Origin of the sequence: Streptomyces sp. RPA4-2, assembly GCF_012273515.2 — a bacterium.
In the GTDB taxonomy this organism is placed as follows: Bacteria; Actinomycetota; Actinomycetes; order Streptomycetales; family Streptomycetaceae; genus Streptomyces; species Streptomyces kaempferi.
In genome coordinates this window covers 7,253,627-7,271,002 of sequence record NZ_CP050975.2, presented here as the reverse complement: position 1 = coordinate 7,271,002, position 17,376 = coordinate 7,253,627, and the positions used below count along the sequence as shown (strand labels likewise).

Below are 17,376 nucleotides of genomic sequence, written 5' to 3'. Positions count from 1 at the left end.
TGCGCCCACCCTGTCACAACGGGCCGAGACGGCCGGATGTGCCCGTCTCCACGATCGCGGTGCGGTCGCGGTCGCCGGTCAGCGGCCGTCGTACCCCGCGGTCGGCATCGACAGACGGCGGTGGACCCGGGCCTTCATCTGGGCGTCGTACGCGGGCTCCGCGCTGCCCACCGTCTCGATCCGGACGCCCCGGCGGGCGCACTCGGCGGTGAACTCGTCGACGGAGGCGAGGGCGCGCTCCAGGACACGGTGGCTCGGCGCGACGAACAGGTCGACGAGGCCCGCCTCGACGTCGGTCCACAGAGTGCGGTGGTCGGGCCGCAGCCCCCGGACGAGAAGCTCCCGGGTGACGACGTAGCCGCGCTCGGCGGCCCAGCGGGCGCACATCGCGTGCTGGCTGCGGGAGTCGACGAGGAAGGGGTCCGCCTCGAGCTCCTCCAGGGGCGTCAGGCTCGCGATGGCCGTGACGCGCACCGTGGCCGGCACGGCGGAGGCACTGCGCGCGTTTCCCATGGCGTCCCCCTCACCTCCGGGTTTCGCCGCCGACCCTACTCCTGCCCGTAGGCTCGGGGGGAGTCGCACGAAGGAGGCAAAGAGGTGCCGGTGGAGATCACCTGGTGGGGGCACGCCACCTGCACGCTGGAGGACTCCGGTACACGCGTCCTCACGGATCCGCTCTTCGCGCGCCGGCTCGCGCACCTGCGGCGCAGGCGCGGGGCGCCGCCCCCACCCGAGGCGGCGGCCGCCGAGGTGGCGCTGGTCTCGCATCTGCACGCCGACCATCTGCACGTGCCCTCGCTGCAGCGGCTCGCGCCGGGCACGCTGGTGCTGGTCCCCGAGGGGGCGGGGCGCGCGGTGCCCGCACTGCGCAGGCTGGACCATCTGCGGCTCACCGAAGTGGCGCCCGGGGACCGGATCGAGGTCGGTGACCTGGTGGTACGTGTCGTGTCGGCGCGGCACGACGGACGACGGCTGCCGGTCGGACCGCACCGCTCGCCCGCGCTGGGGTTCGTGGTCGAGGGCGATGCGCGGACGTATTTCGCCGGGGACACCGGGCTGTTCGACTCGATGGCCGAGGAGGTCGGACCGGTCGACGTGGCGCTGTTGCCGGTCGGCGGCTGGGGGCCCTTCCTCGGGGAGGGGCATCTGGACGCGGGGCGGGCGGCGCAGGCGCTGGCCCGTCTGATGCCGCGCAGCGCTGTGCCGGTGCACTACGGCACATACTGGCCGATCGGCATGGACGGTGTGCGCCCCCATGAATTCCATGCGCCGGGTGATGAGTTCGTGCGCCTGGCCGCCGAGTCCGCGCCCGAGGTGGCGGTGCACCGGCTCGACCACGGCCAGAGCGTGCGGCCGGCGGTCGCGCGGTGATATCCCTGTCCGCCGCGGGCACCACCCCGGCGCTGTTCCTGTCGGCGAGGAGCAGCGCCGCGACGGTGTTCCTGGCCGCCACGGGCGCGGCCGTCACACCGGAGACCACGCAGCAGGCGATCGGTTATCCGTCGCTGTTCCTGCTGGTGCTGATCGGCGCGCTGGTGCCGGTGGTGCCGACGGGCGCTCTGGTGAGTTCGGCGGCCGTGGTGGCCTTCCACCAGACGACGCCGTTCGCGCTGCTGCTGGTGTTCGCGGTGGCTTCCCTCGCCGCGTTCCTCGGTGACGTGGCGCTGTACTGGCTCGGCCGGCGGGGGATGGGATCCAGGAACGGCTCGCGCTGGCTGGAGGCGATCCGGGTCCGCGCCCCCGAGGACCGTCTCGCCCAGGCCCAGGAGAAACTGAGCGACCACGGCGCCACCGTGCTGGTGCTCTCCCGGCTGGTCCCGGCGGGCCGCATACCGGTCATGTTGGCCTGCCTGCTGGCGAAGATGCCGCTGCGCGCCTTCGCTCGCGGCGACATACCCGCGTGTCTGGCCTGGGCGGCCACCTACCAGGTCATCGGCATTCTGGGCGGATCCCTCTTCGACGAACCCTGGGAGGGAGTGGTGGCGGCGGTCGTCCTGACGGTGGCTCTCGGCCTGGCGCCCGGCCTGTGGCGCCGTGTGCGCGGGACCGAGCCGCGCGAACGTCCCGGCAGGGGGACGGAGAACCCCGCGGGCGACCCGGGCAACCGCTGACGACCCGTACCCTCCCCGTCCCCGCCCCCGGCCCTGTCCCCGCCCCCGGCCTCTCGCCCTCGCGCGGGCACCATCACCCCCGCCCTCACCCCACCACTCTCACCGGTGTGCCCTCACCCCAGTACCCGGGAACTCCCCACCGGTAGATCCCACAGGTCCGCCCGCTCGAGTCCGGCCCGCTCCCAGGCCGCCCGCACCCTGGTCAAGGGCTCCAGCACCGGCTCCGCCGAGAGTACGAACGTCCCCCAGTGCATGGGCGCCATCCGGCGGGCGCCGAGATCGACGGCGGCCCGGACGGCCTCCTCCGGGTCGCAGTGCACATCACTGAGCCACCACCGGGGGTCGTACGCACCGATGGGCAGCAGGGCGAGGTCGATGCCCGGATACCGCCGGCCGATGCGCTCGAACCAGTGGCCGTACCCCGTGTCCCCCGCGAAGTACACCCGTTGTCCCCCGGGCTCCGTCAGGACCCAACCACCCCACAGGGTCCGGCAGGTGTCGGTGGGACCGCGCTTGGACCAGTGGTGGGCGGGCACGAAGTCGAAGCGCACACCGTCGAGTTCGGCCCCCTCCCACCAGTCCAGCTCGGTGACACGGGTGAACCGGCGGCGCCGGAACCAGCGCCCGAGCCCGGCCGGCACGAACAGCGGTGTGTGGCGCGGGAGACGGCTCAGGGTCGGAGCGTCCAGATGGTCGTAGTGGTTGTGGCTGATGACGACCGCGTCGATGTGCGGCAGCGCGCTCCAGGGCACACCGACGGGGGTGATCCGGGCCGGGGTGCCGAGGATCCGGCGGGACCAGACGGGGTCGGTGAGGACGGTGAGCCCGCCTATGTGGACCACCCAACTCGCGTGCCCCGCCCAGGAGACGGCGACGGCGCGCGCGCCCACCCGGGGCAGCGGTCCGGGTTCGAACGGCAGTGAGGGGATGTCGGCGAGTCCCTCGGGCCGGGGCCGCAGCGCGCCCTCGCGGGCGAACCGGGCGAAGGCCCGCAGCCCCGGCAGCGGCGCGGTCAGCCGGTCGACGAACGATCTCGGCCAGACACGCCGCTCGCCGAGCGGTCGGGGCTCGGCGAGCGGAACGGCGGGAAGGAGCGGTACGACGGGTGGGGTGGCGGGCGAGGAACGCGCCGCCGGAGCCGGGGAGGGCGTCGGCTCCTCGGTGTCCGGTGCGCTGGTGTCGGTGCTCGTGGTCGACTGGGACTGCTGCGTCATCGAAGAGGCTCCCATCGCTGAGCGTCGTCGCGGAGATCGTCGAAGGTCGACCCCAAGAGGGTCAACGCACGTTGCACGTGTGGCAGTTCCAACGGCGAGGGTGAACTGAGGCATTCCGCCCGCTCCTCGTCGCTCGCGCCGAACAGCGGTCCCGTCCCGAGCCGCACCCGCAGCGCTCCGAGGTCGTCCCCGAAGCGGTGGCCGCCCGGCGCGGGCATGCCGAGCCGGGCGGTGAGGAAGTCCTCCAGTTCCTGCGCGTCGCCGACGCCGTGCGCGGTGAGCGCGGTGCGCAACGGGCCGAGATCCACGTACAGATGCCGGCCGGCCCGGGGTGGCCGCGCGAGGGCACCCGCGCCGGTCACCGCGCGGTGCACGGCGTCGGCCACGCGCGCGTGCAGGCGTACGGCCGCCGTGAGCCTTTCGGTGACCGCGTCCGGCTCGCCGAGCGCGTACGAGGCCGCGACGGCGACCGGTCGCGCGACGCGGGCCCCGAGCACGGTGAGTACGTCGAGGACGCGGGCGCGCAGCAGGACACCCGCGTCGGTGACCGGGAAGCGGGCCACGGCGGCGGGCCAGCCCTGCGGCAGGAAGGCCCCGGAGAGGTCCGCGATGACGGTGACCTCTTCGGGGAGCATCTCGGCGGGGCTGAGCAGCATGGTGTCGTGCGGCCGGTGCAGGGTGTCGCGCCAGGTCTCGTCGCTGACCACGTGCAACCCCTCGGCCACGGCGGCCTCGACGGTCTCGTGGACCACTTCGGGGGGCGCGACGGTGGCCGTGGGGTCGTCGGCGACGGAGAGGACGAGCAACCGTGGATCGCCGCCCTCGGCACGGACCCTGCGGACCGTCTCCAGGAGCGCGTACGGGTCCGGCAGGCCGCCGCACTCCGCGGGCGTCGCCACATGGAACACGGACCGGCCCAGCAACCGCACCTGCGGCGCCCACCAGGCGGCGCACGGCCTCGGCACCAGGACGTCACCACCGAGCGCGCCGGTCAGTGCGAGGAGCAGCGCGGGGGCGCCGGGGGCGGCGGCCACCCGATCGCGTTCGGCGGCCAGACCACGCCGGTTCCAGTAGCCGCGGGCGGCGTCGAGGAGGTCGGGGCCGCCTCCCGGGGGCTCCGCCTCGGTGTGGTCCGCGGCGGCGGCGAGGACGGCGCGCAGTTCCGGCAGCACCGGCAGGCCCTGATCGGGGAGCGGCGGGCCGTAGCGGACCGGACCGTGCCCTTCCGGAACCGTCCGCCGCATCCGTGCCTCCGCGCAGTCCGTGATGCCGTGCCCTGTCTCCGCCGCCCCTGCCGTACGCTCCGCCGCGTCGCCGTGCGTGATCCGCTTCGGTGACTCCGTACCCACGCTCCGGTGCCGCCATGGGCGGCCGCCGGGTCGCGCCCGTCACATCGTCAGCGGCCGGCGGACAGTCGCTCGCGGCACAGACGGTGGGCGGCGGCGCCCAGGGCGCCCGCGATGAGAAGGGCTCCGGCGATCAGGGCCGGGACGGACTCGGTGAAGGCACCGCCCTCACCTGCCTCCACCCCGTGCTGGGCGCCCGCGGGTCGGTCCGCCGTGCCGTCCGCGCCGTCGTGACCGGTGCCCTGAGGGGTGTCGCCGCGTCCTGCGCCTTTCTGATGGTCCGGGGCGCTGTCGTGAGGCGCGGACTGAGCGGTGCCGGGGGCGGTGTCGCGACCCGCGCCACCAGGAACGTCCTGACCGCCTTCACGAGCGGGATCCGCGGGAACGTCCTGACCGCCCTCCCGAGCGGTACCCGGAGGTACGTCCTGACCACTTTCCGGAACGGTACCCGGGGGTACGTCCTGGGCATCCCCGCCGACCGCGTTCTCGGGGGCGACCGGGGCGCTGTCGCGTGCCGTTCCGGGAGGAACGTCCTGGACGCCCTCACGGGCCGGGTTCCCGGGAACGACCGGGGCGCTGTCGGGAGCGACACCCGCGAGCGGGTCCTGGAGGCCCTCACCCGCGGTGCTCCCGGGAACGACCGGGACGTCACCCGGAGCCTGCCGAGGAGCGGCCGGCGCGCCCGCCGCCCCGGGGACGACCGGAACGCTGTCCCGGGCCGTCCCCGGAGAAACCCCCTTGGGGGCACCCTCACCGGCAGTGCTCCCAGGGGTGACCGGGACGTCGCGTGGAGCTTCCCTAGGAGCGACGGGGACCGCGCTCGGACCGACTTCGCGAGGGACAACCGGGACCACACCCGGGGCGGCTTCCCGACGAGCGGCCGGGGTCGCACTCGGGGCCTCCCGAGGAACAACCGAGACCACACCGGGGCCGGCTTCCGCGGGGACGCCCGGGGCCGCGCTCGGAACCTCCCGAGGAACAACCGAGACCACGCCCGGGGCGGCTTCCCCAGGAACAACCGAGACCACACCAGGGCCGCCTTCCCGACGAGCGGCCGGGGTCGCACTCGGGGCCTCCCGAGGAACAACCGAGACCACACCGGGGCCGGCTTCCGCGGGGACGCCCGGGGCCGCGCTCGCGACCTCCCGAGGAACAGCCGGCGTCTCGCGCGGGGTGTCCCCGGGAACGCCGGCGGCCTCACTCGGAACCTCGCGAGAAGTACCGTGCGCGGTATCGGGGACGGCGTCGCGGGTCACGCTGTACGACGCCTTCCACGGTCTCGCACGGCCACCCGGCGCGCCGGGACACACGCCCTCGACAGCCCGCTCACCGACTCCGCGCGAGGCGCCGGGACCCGCCGCACGGCTCGCGGCGCCGATGCCGCCGCCGGAACCCCCGCGCGCCGGAGCACGGGACGGAACGCGGGCCGTGCCGCGGTAGGTGACGGTCTTCTCGTCCGCGCCGTCGCTCACCCGGCGCAACCGGACCTCCCACCCCGCGAAGCCGGCGGAGCGGGCGGAGCGGGCGGAGCGGGCGTCGACGAACTCGGGGGGCGCACCGCCCGTCGCGTCACAGGAGACGAAGACGGTGACGAGCTCCCCGGGTCTCACCGAGCGCGGCACGACCTGGGCGCCCGGATCCGCGGACGCGGCCGAGGCGGCCGCGCCCAGCGCGGTACAGGCCAGGGCGGTGGCGGACAGCACACGGGCGGTACGGCGCATCGGCTGGGCTCCTTCGGAACGGCTCCGTCTGAAGGGGCACGGCCGTCGTGCTCCCCGAGCCCATCACAGCCCGCCCGGCCCCGGGGCGCGCGCGGCCGGACACCATTCGCGGGACGGCGGCACCCGAGCGGGTGACAACGGCGAGGCGCCGTCAGTCCGGGAGGAAGCGGTCCGAGAGGAAGCGCATCTCCCGTTCCAGACCGCGGCCACGCCTGTCCACGACGGCCGAGGCCACGTCGGCCAGTTTGCGCTGGCTCCCCTGCGAGATGCGGCGCAGCACCCCGAAGGCCGCGTCCGCGTCGCAGCCCAGTACGTGCATGACGATGCCGCACGCCTGGTCGACCACCGGCCGGGTGCGCAGCGCGGCACCGAGCTGGTCGAGCTCGGCCAGCGCGGCACGGTAGGAGCGGTCGCGGACGAGACAGGTCACGGCGAGCTCGCCGAGTGCGCGGGCGGGGCCGTGCGGGGCGTCCTCCAGGGCGCCCGGCCGGAAGCTGTACAGGCTGAGGGTGACGGTCAGCCCGGAGCGCCGGAAGGGGATCGTGACGGTGGAGCGCACCCCCGAGTCGAGGGCCAGGGCGCGGTACGCCGGCCAGCGCTCCTCGCGCAGCAGGTCCGCCGAGTCGACGGGCTCGCCGCGTTCCAGCGCGGTGGGGATCGGGCCGTCGCCGGAGCGCAGCTGGACGGATACGAGTCCGGCGAGGTCGGGGTGGGTGACGGCGGCGGACCGGTCGGGGGCGCCCTCGGAGACCACGCAACTGGCGCCGCAGCAGTCGGTGGTGCACCGGACCGCCCGGTCGGCCAGTTCCGACAGCCGCCTGCCCGGAAGTGTCGACTCCGCTGATTCCGTTCCCAGTTGGCCGAGTTGACCGGTGTCCGCCATGTTCGCGCCTCCTCTCTCCGCGCTTTCCCGCTCCCCCGCACGGAAAACGACTCGGCCGGACACACCCCGCCCACACCCGGAACCTGTCCTTCGGGTTACGTTCATCGCATGGCGCACACGGACGAATTCGGTGAAGAACTCGCGGATTTCGTGCGCCGCGTCTCGGAACTGAAGGCGGCGCGTTCCGTACCGGCCGACGCCCTGCCGACGGTGCTCGACGCGGCGATCTTCGAACTCGACCACGTGGCGGGCCGGTTGTGGCCCCGGTACGAGCGGCTGTCCTCCGGCGGGCCGGCCGCGGTGGCCCCGGTCGACCGCCAGGAGCAGCAGCTTCTCAAGGCCCTCTTCCAACGGGTTCCGGTGCCCGTCGCGCTGGTGGACCGCGAGACGGTGGTCCGCAGGCTGAACTTCGCGGCGGCCGACTTCACCGGTGTCCGGGCCGGCTACGCGACCGGGCGGCCGCTGACCGGGTTCCTCGCGCACGGCGACCGCGCCGCGTTCCGTTCGCAGGCTGCGGCGGTGGCGCGCGGGGAGGGCGACCGCAGTCTCACCGTGCACCTCCAGCAGCATCCCTCGGTGCCGGTACGGATGACGCTGACCGCCCTGCGCCCCAACGGCGAGCCGCGCACCGCCGTCCTCGTCGTGCTGCAGCCCGCGGGGTCCCGGGTGCCGTCGGACGAACGGGTACCGGCCCCGGTACCGGACCTCACCGGGACGACCCGGCACGCGGCGCTGATGGACCTGGTGGACGCCATGACCACGGCGCTGCTCGGCGGACCGGCCGGGGCTCCGTCCGCGGTACTGGAACGGGCGGCCGCCGTGCTGCACGGGAGGTTCGCGGACTGGGTGGTGGCCGACACGGGTCCCGGGCGGCTGTCGCGTACGACGGTGCTCGCTCCCGCCGAGGACGCCGAGGGAGCGAGTGCCGTGGCCGGGCAGGATCCCGCCGCGTGTCCTCTCGTCGTCGAGGCCGCGCGCGGCGGGTCGGCGGCGCTCCAGGTGCGTGCCGCCGACCCGGACGCCTTCGGCCGTGACACCTCGGGCGCCCCCGTCCTCGTACGCGCGAACGTGACCTCGCTGCTGTGCGTCCCCCTGGTCCGCGGGGCCGGCCCCGCCAGCGGAGTCCTGACGCTGTTCCGCGGCGGCGGCCGCCTCGCCTTCTCGATGGCGGAGGCCCAGGCGATGGACATGATGTCCCGCCACATCGCCCTGGCCATGGACCGCGTGTGACGCACCTTGACGACGCGTCTGCCGGACCCGTGGGGGGCCGCGTGCCGGACCGCCTTCACCCGCGCCTGCCCACCGCCGTGTCCGGTCGGACCACGCCCGGTGGACCGGTCACGCCGCGTCGCGCAGGACCTGGTTCCGCAGCCGCGCGCAGCAACGGCTGATCAGCCGGGAGACGTGCATCTGCGAGATGCCGAGCTGCTCGGCGATGCTGCTCTGGGTCATGTCGCCGAAGAACCGCATGTAGAGGATGGTGCGTTCACGCTCGGGCAGGGCCCGCAGCCGGGGCTTGACGGCCTCGCGGTCGATCACGACGTCGAGGGCGGGGTCGGCCGAGCCGAGGGCGTCGCTGAGCGAGTACCCGTCGCCACTGCCCCGGAGCTCGGCGTCGAGGGAGAGCGCGCTGAAGCTCTCCAGCGCCTCCAGGCCGGCCCGGACGTCCTCCTCGCTCATCCGGGCGTGCGCGGCGATCTCGGCGACGGTGGGCCCGTGACCCGAGACGGTCCCCGACAGTTCCTGCTGGGCGAACCGCACACGGTTGCGCAGGTCCTGGACCCGCCGCGGCACATGGACGGTCCACATGTGGTCGCGGAAGTGGCGCTTGATCTCACCGGTCACGGTCGGCACGGCGTAGCTCTCGAAGGCGTTCCCGAGTTCGGGGTCGTACCGGTCGACGGCCTTGACCAGGCCGAGCGCCGCCACCTGCCGCAGATCCTCCAGGCTCTCGCCACGGTTGCGGAACCGGCCCGCGAGCCGGTCGGCCATGGGCAGCCAGGCCTCGACGATCTCCTCGCGGAGTGCGTCGCGCGCGCTCCCCGCGGGGAGCGCGGCAAGCCTGCGGAACGCCTCTGTGGTGTCGGGGGCGTCGTCGTGCGGGTGGCGTTTGGCGCTCACTTGGTTTCCCATGGTGCGTCGCAACTCCCTTGAAAGTGCCTTGGGTTGGACGGTCACCGTGGGAGCGCGGGGTGCGCCGGACAGGCACACCCGTGGCGAGAACCTGACGGCTCCCACGGACGTGCCTCCTGTCCGAAGCACTGAAATTCCGCCTGCCCCTGCGCAGTCGGGACAAACCCCTTACGCACCGCGTGGGTTGATACCTGTCCGCCGGGCATGGGCCGCGGTCCCGGGGGTACTGCTGAGGCACCCGCATCCCCGGCGGCCGAGAACCCGGCGAGGGTCCACGGCCCTGTCCGATGCGTGCGCGAAGTGCGGTCAGCCCGCGGAGCCGGCCCGTCGCGGGGACCTCGCGGAGCCGGCCGGTGTCGGGGACGTCGCCGTGTCGGCCCCTGTCGAGGACGTCGCGGTGTCCGAGTTCCCCGGCTCGGCGCTCGCCGGCATCAGCCGTGCCGAGCCGCACAGGGGGTGGCCGGACTCGGCGCCGGTGTCAGCGACGGCGCCGGAGCGGCGCGGGTCCGGTCGCGGGTGCGAGGGGAGCGACCGGGCCCCCGCCGGGGACGCCGTCCGGAGCGTTCAGACGGCTCCGCCGAAGACCCGGTCGCGGGCTCCGTCGCGGGTCCGGCCCGGGGCCACCGGGCGGCGCGGGTGGCGGCGCAGGTACTCGCCCTCCAACTGGGCCATGCGCACGTTGTGGGTCCGCAGCGCGTCGTTCGAGCCGTGGAGCAGCGTGTCGTGGCGGGTCCGGTGGATCGTCTCCAGCTCTCTCATCAGCTGCTGGTCGTCCAGCCGGTCCGGGTCGACTCCGGTCATGGTGGTACCCCGCTCGTCGTGTCCTGCGGCGCGGTCCGGGTGCCCGCCGGGCACACACTCCCGCGAGCGGCACCCGAGCGGCGTCCGGGAGGGAACCATGGATCTCGCCGTTCTCCCTCCACTCTACGAACATCCGGGGAACCAGGCATTCCACGGGCGTCCGGGGCCCTGTCTAGCGGGCGCGCTCCACGCGCCGCTCGTCCCAGACCGGCTCCGCCGTCTCCCGGATCCGTCCGTCGGAACCGAAGACCAGGTAGCGGTCGAAGGAGCGGGCGAACCAGCGGTCGTGGGTGACCGCGAGGACCGTCCCCTCGTATGCCTCCAGGCCCTCCTGGAGTGCCTCGGCCGACTCCAGGTCGAGGTTGTCGGTCGGCTCGTCCAGCAGCAGGGCGGTGGAGCCCTCCAGCTCCAGCAGCAGGATCTGGAAGCGGGCCTGCTGCCCGCCGGAGAGCTTCTCGAACCGCTGCTCGGCCTGGGCGGTCAGTTCGTAGCGGCGCAGCCGGGACATCGCGGCGCCGCGGTCCTGGGAGTGCTCGCTCCACAGGATGTCGAGGAGCGTGCGCCCCTGCAGCTCGGGATGGGCGTGCGTCTGCGCGAAGTGTCCCGCGACGACCCGCGCGCCGAGTTTCCACGCGCCGGTGTGCGCGACGGTGTCCCCGGCGAGCAGACGCAGGAAGTGCGACTTCCCGGAGCCGTTGGAACCGAGCACGGCGACGCGCTCGCCGTAGAAGACCTCCAGGTCGAAGGGGTTCATCAGACCGGTGAGCTCGAGCCCCTGGCAGGTGATGGCCCGCACACCGGTCCGTCCGCCGTGCAGCCGCATCCTGATGTCCTGCTCGCGCGGCGGCTCAGGCGGCGGCCCGGCCTCCTCGAACTTCCTCAGCCGGGTCTGCGCGGCCTGGTAGCGGGACGCCAACTCATGGCTGATGGACGCGGCCTGACGCAGGTTCAGCACCAGCTTCTTCAACTGGGCGTGCTTCTCGTCCCAGCGTCTGCGCAGTTCCTCGAAGCGGGCGAAGCGCTCCTGGCGGGCCTCGTGGTACGTCGCGAAGCCGCCGCCGTGCACCCAGGCGTCGGCACCGGCCGGGCTGGGCTCGACGCTGACGATCTTCTCGGCGGCGCGCGCCAGCAGCTCCCGGTCGTGGGAGACGAACAGAACGGTCTTGCGGGTCTCCTTGAGCCGCTCCTCCAGCCAGCGCTTACCGGGTACGTCGAGATAGTTGTCCGGCTCGTCGAGGAGCAGGACCTCGTCGGTGCCGCGCAGCAGGGCCTCGAGCACCAGCCGCTTCTGCTCACCGCCGGACAGCGTCCGCACCTGACGCCACTGCGCCTTCTCGTACGGGACGCCGAGCGCGGCCATGGTGCACATGTCCCAGAGCGTCTCGGACTCGTATCCGCGCACCTCGGCCCAGTCGGACAGGGCCTGCGCGTAGCGGAGCTGGGAGGCCTCGTCGTCGATGGTCATGAGATCGTGCTCGGCGGCGTCGACGGCCTTCGCGGCCTGCCGGATGCGGGGCGGTGCCACGGACACGAGCAGGTCCCGTACGGACGTCTCGTCCCGTACCGAGCCGACGAACTGACGCATCACACCGAGGCCGCCACCGACGGTGACGGTCCCCCCGTGCGGCTTCAGCTCCCCCGAGATCAGCCGGAGCAGCGTGGTCTTGCCGGCTCCGTTCGGTCCGACCAGGGCGACGACGGCCCCTTCCCCCACCCGAAACGACACGTCGCCGAGCAGCGCCCTCCCGTCGGGAAGGTAGTACTCAAGATGTGCGGCTTCGAGGTGTCCCATGGTGAGGCATTCTCCGTGGAGGCGGGGCCGCCCGGCAAACCCATATCCGACAGGTGGGCCACCCCGCGTCCCCGCGCGCCCGGCCGAGCCCGGAACCACGCCCCGGCCCCGCACGGGTCGCCCCCGCGATTCCGGGTCTCCGTCCCGGCCGGGGGCGGCGGAGGCCGGTGCGGGCCGCGGGGGCGGAAAACGCCTCGGCGCGGGTAGTCGCACCCCATGACCACCACGCCTGACATCGACCTCACCACCGGTCCCCGGGCCCTCACCCCGTCCGGAACCGCTTCCTGACGGCGGACTCCCGCCTCTTCGAAGCCGTCGCGTCCCGCCACTGGCCGGGCGGTGACCGCCTCCTGCCGAAACTGAGCCGCAGCGCGAACCACGGCCTGCTGTGGTTCGCCACGGCCGCGGCCCTCGCCGCCACCCGCACCCCCCACGCGCGCCGGGCCGCGGCCAGGGGTCTCGCCTCACTCGGCCTCGCCTCCGCCACGATCAACACCGTCGGCAAACGGACGGTGCGCCGCCCTGCCCGTCCCTCGCCCCGGTCCCCCGGGCGCTTAAGCTCAAGCGCCAGCCGATCACGACCTCGTTCCCGTCGGGTCACTCCGCGTCGGCCGCCGCCTTCGCGACGGGGGTGGCACTGGAGTCGCGCGGCTGGGGCGCCGCCGTGGCACCGCTCGCCACCGCGGTGGCCCTGTCCCGTGTCTACACCGGCGCCCACTTCCCGAGCGACGTCCTCGCGGGCGCGGCCCTGGGCGCCGCCGCCGCGTACGCCGTACGGGGCATGCTCCCGCAGCACGGTCCGCGCCACTGAGAACGCGGTGTCCAGATGACAAGACGCAGGTCTCACCATCCGACACGCGGGCGTACGGTGATCCATGACCGACGAGAAGAAGACGAAGGGGAACGGTCATGCCGAAGCCGCAGGAGACCGCCGTCTACACGCACGGCCACCACGAGTCCGTGCTGCGCTCGCACACCTGGCGCACCGCCGCCAACTCCGCGGCCTACCTGCTCGACTCGCTCAAGCCCCACATGAAGATCCTGGACATCGGCTGCGGACCGGGCACCATCACCGCCGACCTGGCGGAACTGGTTCCCGACGGGCACGTCACGGGCGTCGACCACGCCCCCGGAATCCTGGACCAGGCCCGCGCCACGGCGGCCGACCGCGGTCTGCGCAACGTGGAGTTCGAGGTCGCGGACGTGCACGCCCTGGACTTCCCTGACGACACCTTCTGCGTCGTCCACGCCCACCAGGTGCTGCAGCACGTGGGCGACCCGGTGCGGGCGCTGCGCGAGATGCACCGGGTCACCAGGCCCGGCGGCTTCATCGCCGTCCGCGACGCGGACTACTCGGCCATGACCTGGTATCCCGAGGTACCGGGCATGACCGACTGGCAGGACCTGTATCTGCGCGTCGCCCGCGCCAACGGGGGCGAGCCGGCCGCGGGCCGCCGTCTCAGGTCGTGGGCACTGGCCGCCGGGCTCACGGACATCACCGCGACGTCGAGCACCTGGACCTTCGCCACCGAGGCCGAGCGGGAGTGGTGGAGCGGGCTGTGGGCCGATCGCACCCTGGCCTCGGCGTACGCGGACCGGGCGACCGAGGGCGGCCACGCGACCGCCGGGCACCTGCGGGCCGTGTCGGAGGCGTGGCGCGAGTGGGGGCGCCGGGAGGACGGCTGGTTCTCCGTGCTGCACGGGGAGATCCTCTGCCGGAAGGGCGTGTGACCCGCCCGGCCGAGGACGGGTGAGCCGCCCGGCCGAGGAGGGACGAAACGGCCGCTCCGCGACGGGTGGACCGGCCGCCTGGGGATGCGTCCGAAACGATCTCCTCCCGAGGCTGCCCCAACTAGGCTCCTCCGTATGGAGATTCTGGGAACCACGCTGCGTGTCTGCGTCGACGACCTGGAGGCTTCGGTCCCCTTCTACGAAAGACTCGCGGGCGTGCGCGCCCTGCGGTTCGAGCGCGGCGGAGTGTCGGTCGCCGCGGTGGGCTGCTTCCTGCTGATGAGTGGACCGGAGGCCGAGCTGGACGTCCTGCGCAAGGTCGCCGCGACCATCGCCGTCAAGGACGTCGACGAGGCCCATCGGGTGCTCGGCGAGCTGGGTGCGCACATCCTGGCGGGGCCCGTGGGGACACCCGCGGGCCGCAACCTGATCGCCATGCATCCGGACGGGGTCGTCTACGAGTACGTGGACCGCGGGACGGCCCAGTAGCCGGTCCGGTCCCCTTTCCGCCCTCGCGGGCCGGGGCGGGCCGGTCCGCCCCGGCTCCCGGCCTACGAGGGCGGGTCCCGTTCAGGCCGGATCGACACCCCATTCGATCGCCGGCGGCCGCATCCGGAAGTCGTACCGGTCGGGCAGCGCCTCGTCGGTCAGTCGAGCCCACAGCACGCCGATCGCCTCGGCGCCCTCCCGCAGATCGGCGACCTCGAACCCCGCGTCGAACACGGCCCGCGCGCCCTCCCGGTCCCCCTCCGCGAGCAGCAACTCCGCCTCGATCAGCCGGAATCGACCCCTTTCCCGGGTCGCGGGCCGCAGCCTCTCCCAGACCCTCCGCGCGTCCGCCGTACGCCGCACCGCGAGCAGCGCCGCCAGCGCCTCCCGCCCGAGCGCGGCCGTGGCCGCGGTCCACGCCGCACCGTCGTCACGACGCTCCTGGCACAGGTCGTCGAACGCCTCCGCGTACCGGTCGGCGGCCCGCTCCCGGTTGCCCGCCTGCTGGTCCGCGACGGCCAGACAGCGCAGCAACGGCCAGAGGGACGGGGCGAGTTCGAGTGCCCGCTCCCAACTGCGCACCGCCTGCGCCACATCCCCCGCGTGCCACTGGGCGACGCCGAGGTGGTACTCGGCGAGCGGCTTGGCGGGCGCCGTCTCCAGCATGTCCCGCCAGTGCGGGGCGACCAGCGACTCGCCCGGCGGCCCGACCCGGCGTTGCTCGGGAAAGGCACCGGTCCTGAGCAGTTCCACCCACGGCGCCTGGGCCGCTCCCAGCGTGCACTCGTCGAACGGCGTCCCCGCCAACTTGTAGGTGGCGCGCAGCACTTCGAGGGCTCCCCAGCCGGACCCGACGTGCAGCACCTCGCCGGGTTCGGTGTCGGCGTGCGGGAGCCAGGCCGCGTACGCCGCCTCGACGTCGGCCCGTGGCAGAGCGCGCTCCAGACGGCCCTCCACCTCCGCCCGCGCCGCGGCCCAGTCGGCTCCGTGGACCGTCCGCGCGCCGGCGTCGTCCCCCGCCAGCGGCCCGTACGACTCCAGCCAGGTCACCTCGCCCTCCGCGTCCAGCCGCACATGCTCCAGCTGGGTGCGGGCGAGCCCGGCCTGGATCTCGCAGTAGCCGCCGGTGCCGGGCTCGGTGAGCCACTCCTGCCAGCGCCGCCCGCCCGCGCCGGAACCCCAGACGAACAGCTTGCGTCCGCGCAGCACGTCGGTGGACGTCTGCACGAGCCCTTCACCCGCGTCGTCGAGCGCGGCGATCCAGCGGCGCTGCCCGTCGGGTACTTCGTAGAAGTAGTCGGCGGGGAAGTCGGCGCGCGGCGGACGGGTGCGGTCGACGCCCTCGTGCTCGGGTACCGGCACCCGGCGCAGCCGCCGCTCGTAGCCGAAGTGCCAGGCCTCGTCCGCCGGGACCAGCACCCTGCGCCGCTCGGGGACGGCGATGTTGGACCACCAGTACACGGGGGCGGGCTTCTCGTGCGGGTTGCGGACGCGGACGCCGACGTGCAGGAAGTCGGAGCCCTCCGGCAGCCACAGGTCGACCTGGAAGGGCAGGTCGCGCAGCCGTTCCCACTCCCACAGGCGGAGCATCTCACCGCCGTCGGGGGCCGCTACCCGGGCCGCGTGGACGGGTGCGCAGGACAGGGTCGTGTGGCCGGTCGCGCCGATGTTCCACTCGATGCCGCCGGAGAACCAGGCGCCGTTGAGGGCGAAGCAGGCGGGCTGGAACACCGGGTTGCGGTACAGGAGTTCGCGCTGCGAGGGCTTGTGGAAGAGGGAGGCGACACGACCTCCGCGGGACGGCAGTACGGTGACCCGCAGGCGGTCGTTCTCGATCACGATCGTGTCGGTCGCGCGGGGCGTGCGGTGTCTGTCGTAGCCGTCCCGGAGGCGCTCCGGCAGGACGTCGCGCAGGGGTTCGTAGCCGATCTGCCGGGCCATGTCCCGGGGGAGTCCTTCACGGTCCCGGTCGTCGATGCGATGCGCCTCGTCGAGCGGCCGCAGGGGCGGCAGGGGGTTGCTGGGGCCCAACTCCGCTGACGGCAGCGTCATTACGTCACGTCGGATCGTCGTCACGACGACCATGGAACAGCGACATCGCGCACCTGACCAGGGGTTCCGCTCGTCAGGATACGGTCAGGATTACGCAAAGGCGGCGGCGCCGCCCGGCCTTCCGGGCGCCGGCGGGCCGGGAGGCCGGGGACCGTGCCGGGCGCGGGCGGGTCACGGGGAAGAGGTCATCTCCGAGGTGATCGCCCAGCGTTCGTGGTCGCGCCAGGCGCCGTCGATGTGGATGAAGTCCGGCGAGAAGCCCTCCAGCCGGAATCCGCAGCGCCGGGCGAGCGCGATGGAGGCGGCGTTCCCGGGCTGGACGTTGATCTCCAGCCGGTGCAGCCCCATCGTCGCGAAGGCGTACCGGACCACGAGCCCGAGCCCCTCGGACATGAGTCCCCGCCCCGCGGCGTGCGCGAAGGCGCCGTATCCGAGCGCCCCGCTCAGAAAGCCGCCCTCGACGATGTTGTTGATGTTGATGAAGCCGGCGATGGCCCCGCCGTCCCGTGCGCAGACGAGGAAACCGGCCTTCGTGGGGTCCTTGATGAGCCGTCCCGCGTACGCCGCGTAGGCGTCGGGGCTTCCCGGCGGGAAGAGCCAGGGCTGATGCAGGGCCTTGCTCTCGCGGACCCTCGCGGTGAACTCGGCCGCGTCCTCGTACGTGAAGTGCCGTATGCCCGCGCGGGGGCCCTGGGCGAGATAGGGGGAGTCGTTCTCAGGCATCCGGCCACAGTACGCCGCCGCGGCTCTGCGGCCCCGTGGTCTCCACGTTCTCACGGCCGTCGCCTGGAGGAGTACGCCCCGCACAGCGCGCCGATCGCCCCGGTGCCCAGCAGCGCCATCCACAGGGGCGCGGTCACTTCCGGGATCAGCAGCCGGATCTTCGTGCTCCGGGTGTTCTCGAAAACGAAGACCAGGGCGAGGAGAACCAGCGCCACGACGGTGGTCCTGCCCGGTGTCATCAGCCCGGCGCGGCTCTTCGCGCCGCTCGTGCCGGAGGCGTCGGGGGACTTCGGACTCATGCGCCCAGCATGGGCCGCGGGACGGCGACCCGCGCGGTGGGAGGTTCCTCCGGGTGACCGGCGGCCCCTGCCCTCACCTTC

At 73.8% G+C, this 17,376-nt stretch carries 17 protein-coding genes; 6 read left to right on the top strand and 11 right to left on the bottom strand.

Going from position 1 to position 17,376, the window contains the following annotated elements; genetic code table 11:
• Nucleotides 1-78 precede the first annotated feature (78 nt).
• Nucleotides 79-513 carry a hypothetical protein gene (locus HEP85_RS31750; RefSeq protein ID WP_168530944.1) on the bottom strand — a complete coding sequence of 145 codons (435 nt, stop codon included), beginning with the start codon at nt 511-513 and terminating at the stop codon, nt 79-81.
• Between the two features lie 84 nt (nt 514-597).
• On the opposite strand from HEP85_RS31750, the gene HEP85_RS31745 reads away from it, so the two are divergent.
• Nucleotides 598-1,371 (top strand): MBL fold metallo-hydrolase, encoded by a 774-nt coding sequence (locus HEP85_RS31745; RefSeq protein ID WP_168530943.1) that lies wholly within the window; start codon nt 598-600, stop codon nt 1,369-1,371.
• Nucleotides 1,372-1,436: 65 nt separating this feature from the next.
• Nucleotides 1,437-2,111, top strand: coding sequence for a DedA family protein (locus HEP85_RS31740; RefSeq protein ID WP_168534209.1), 675 nt, complete (start codon nt 1,437-1,439; stop codon nt 2,109-2,111).
• A gap of 113 nt (nt 2,112-2,224) precedes the next feature.
• Here HEP85_RS31740 and HEP85_RS31735 read toward each other — a convergent pair whose 3' ends face one another.
• The 4 genes from HEP85_RS31735 to HEP85_RS31720 form a co-directional block, all read right to left on the bottom strand.
• Nucleotides 2,225-3,325 carry an MBL fold metallo-hydrolase gene (locus HEP85_RS31735; protein WP_168530942.1) on the bottom strand — a complete coding sequence of 367 codons (1,101 nt, stop codon included), beginning with the start codon at nt 3,323-3,325 and terminating at the stop codon, nt 2,225-2,227.
• Nucleotides 3,322-4,569, bottom strand: a complete 1,248-nt coding sequence (locus HEP85_RS31730; RefSeq protein ID WP_369658143.1) for an aminotransferase class I/II-fold pyridoxal phosphate-dependent enzyme — start codon at nt 4,567-4,569, stop codon at nt 3,322-3,324. The genes HEP85_RS31735 and HEP85_RS31730 overlap by 4 nt, the downstream gene beginning before the upstream one ends.
• A 152-nt stretch (nt 4,570-4,721) precedes the next feature.
• A complete protein-coding gene (locus tag HEP85_RS31725) occupies nt 4,722-4,853 on the bottom strand; it encodes a hypothetical protein (protein ID WP_282189866.1) in 132 nt (43 codons plus the stop codon).
• A gap of 1,690 nt (nt 4,854-6,543) precedes the next feature.
• Nucleotides 6,544-7,275, bottom strand: coding sequence for an ANTAR domain-containing response regulator (locus HEP85_RS31720; RefSeq protein ID WP_168530941.1), 732 nt, complete (start codon nt 7,273-7,275; stop codon nt 6,544-6,546).
• A 108-nt stretch (nt 7,276-7,383) separates the two neighbouring features.
• Between HEP85_RS31720 and HEP85_RS31715 the strand changes: the two genes are divergently transcribed.
• The gene (locus HEP85_RS31715; RefSeq protein WP_168530940.1) at nt 7,384-8,505 is read left to right on the top strand and encodes a PAS domain-containing protein; all 1,122 of its coding nucleotides are present in this window, start codon (nt 7,384-7,386) and stop codon (nt 8,503-8,505) included.
• 108 nt (nt 8,506-8,613) lie between these two features.
• Here HEP85_RS31715 and HEP85_RS31710 read toward each other — a convergent pair whose 3' ends face one another.
• From HEP85_RS31710 to HEP85_RS31700, 3 genes are all read right to left on the bottom strand, one after another.
• Nucleotides 8,614-9,408, bottom strand: a complete 795-nt coding sequence (locus HEP85_RS31710) for an RNA polymerase sigma factor SigF (RefSeq protein WP_168530939.1) — start codon at nt 9,406-9,408, stop codon at nt 8,614-8,616.
• Nucleotides 9,409-9,972: 564 nt separating this feature from the next.
• Nucleotides 9,973-10,209 carry a DUF6158 family protein gene (locus HEP85_RS31705; RefSeq protein ID WP_168530938.1) on the bottom strand — a complete coding sequence of 79 codons (237 nt, stop codon included), beginning with the start codon at nt 10,207-10,209 and terminating at the stop codon, nt 9,973-9,975.
• A 172-nt stretch (nt 10,210-10,381) separates the two neighbouring features.
• On the bottom strand, nt 10,382-12,001 hold the full coding sequence (locus HEP85_RS31700; protein ID WP_168530937.1) for an ATP-binding cassette domain-containing protein: 1,620 nt from the start codon (nt 11,999-12,001) through the stop codon (nt 10,382-10,384).
• Between the two features lie 388 nt (nt 12,002-12,389).
• On the opposite strand from HEP85_RS31700, the gene HEP85_RS31695 reads away from it, so the two are divergent.
• The 3 genes from HEP85_RS31695 to HEP85_RS31685 all read left to right on the top strand — a co-directional run bounded on the left by HEP85_RS31695 (nt 12,390) and on the right by HEP85_RS31685 (nt 14,221).
• Complete coding sequence (locus HEP85_RS31695) at nt 12,390-12,812, top strand: phosphatase PAP2 family protein (RefSeq protein WP_369657925.1); 423 nt, start codon at nt 12,390-12,392, stop codon at nt 12,810-12,812.
• 98 nt (nt 12,813-12,910) lie between these two features.
• Nucleotides 12,911-13,732, top strand: coding sequence for a class I SAM-dependent methyltransferase (locus HEP85_RS31690; protein WP_168530936.1), 822 nt, complete (start codon nt 12,911-12,913; stop codon nt 13,730-13,732).
• A 135-nt stretch (nt 13,733-13,867) separates the two neighbouring features.
• Nucleotides 13,868-14,221: a VOC family protein gene (locus tag HEP85_RS31685; protein WP_168530935.1), complete on the top strand. Its 354-nt coding sequence runs from the start codon at nt 13,868-13,870 to the stop codon at nt 14,219-14,221.
• Between the two features lie 81 nt (nt 14,222-14,302).
• On the opposite strand, the gene HEP85_RS31680 is transcribed toward HEP85_RS31685, so the two are convergent.
• The 3 genes from HEP85_RS31680 to HEP85_RS31670 form a co-directional block, all read right to left on the bottom strand.
• On the bottom strand, nt 14,303-16,306 hold the full coding sequence (locus HEP85_RS31680; RefSeq protein WP_369657924.1) for a DUF5107 domain-containing protein: 2,004 nt from the start codon (nt 16,304-16,306) through the stop codon (nt 14,303-14,305).
• A 138-nt stretch (nt 16,307-16,444) separates the two neighbouring features.
• Nucleotides 16,445-16,996, bottom strand: coding sequence for a GNAT family N-acetyltransferase (locus HEP85_RS31675; protein ID WP_168530934.1), 552 nt, complete (start codon nt 16,994-16,996; stop codon nt 16,445-16,447).
• A gap of 50 nt (nt 16,997-17,046) precedes the next feature.
• Nucleotides 17,047-17,295: a LapA family protein gene (locus HEP85_RS31670; protein WP_168530933.1), complete on the bottom strand. Its 249-nt coding sequence runs from the start codon at nt 17,293-17,295 to the stop codon at nt 17,047-17,049.
• Nucleotides 17,296-17,376 lie beyond the last annotated feature (81 nt).